Here is an 886-nt window from a genome sequence, read left to right on the forward strand (position 1 = left end):
GTGCCGGGACGGAAAGTGCGAAAGCGTCAAGTTCAGGAACCAGCCGTCCTTTGTCATGCACCGAGACCGGATGATCGAGGTCGAAGGCATAGGATCGCTTCGCGTCGACGTTTCCTACGGGGGGATGATCTACGTGATCGTCGACGCCCAGGATTGCGGCTTCGAGATCGAGCCGTCCGAAGCGCGCGATCTTTCGGATGTCGGCGAAAAAATCAAGCGGGCGGCGGCCGAGCAACTGCCATCCGTGCACCCCGAAAACCCAGAGATACACACAATCAACCAGACGCTTTTCGCCGGTCCGCTCGCGGTAAGCGACGGGATCAAGACATCCAGGAACGGGGTCATCGTCTCGCCAGGCAGACTGGACCGCTCGCCTTGCGGGACCGGCACCTGTGCACGACTGGCGCTGCTCCATGCACGCGGTGAAGTCGCTGCCGGCGAACAATTCATCCATGAGTCGATCATCGGCACAAAATTCGTCGGCGAGATATTCGAGAGCACCCGGATCGGAGGTCTCGACGCCGTGTCTGTCGCCATCACCGGACGGGCCTGGATCACAGGCTTCCATCAGTTCGTGCTCGACCCGAGCGATCCGTTTCCGAGGGGCTACACACTTTCCGATACCTGGCCCGGTGCCTGACCAATATCCATCAATGCCATTTGCAGGAGTTCAAGATGAACGTGCACGCAGACTTCCACGCCCAAGCCGAAAAGCTGAAATTCGAAACACGGGCCTTTATTGACGGTGCCTATGTGGCGGCAAAATCGGGGGAGACGTTCGAAACCGTCAATCCTGCCACCGGCAGGCTCCTTGCCAATGTCGCCGCCGGCGGCGCTGCGGACGTCGACCTTGCGGTCAGGGCCGCACGCCGCAGTTTCGAGGCCG

2 protein-coding genes are annotated in these 886 nt (G+C 60.6%); both read left to right on the forward strand.

Annotated elements, in window-relative coordinates:
• The coding region (locus tag EN780_RS35550) for a proline racemase family protein (RefSeq protein ID WP_189557060.1) at positions 1-640 on the forward strand (640 nt) is incomplete at its 5' end.
• Positions 641-660: 20 nt separating this feature from the next.
• On the forward strand, positions 661-886 hold a 226-nt coding region (locus tag EN780_RS35555), incomplete at its 3' end, for an aldehyde dehydrogenase family protein (RefSeq protein WP_245500234.1).

Origin of the sequence: Mesorhizobium sp. M4B.F.Ca.ET.089.01.1.1 (assembly GCF_004022605.1) — a bacterium.
GTDB lineage: Bacteria > Pseudomonadota > Alphaproteobacteria > Rhizobiales > Rhizobiaceae > Mesorhizobium > Mesorhizobium abyssinicae.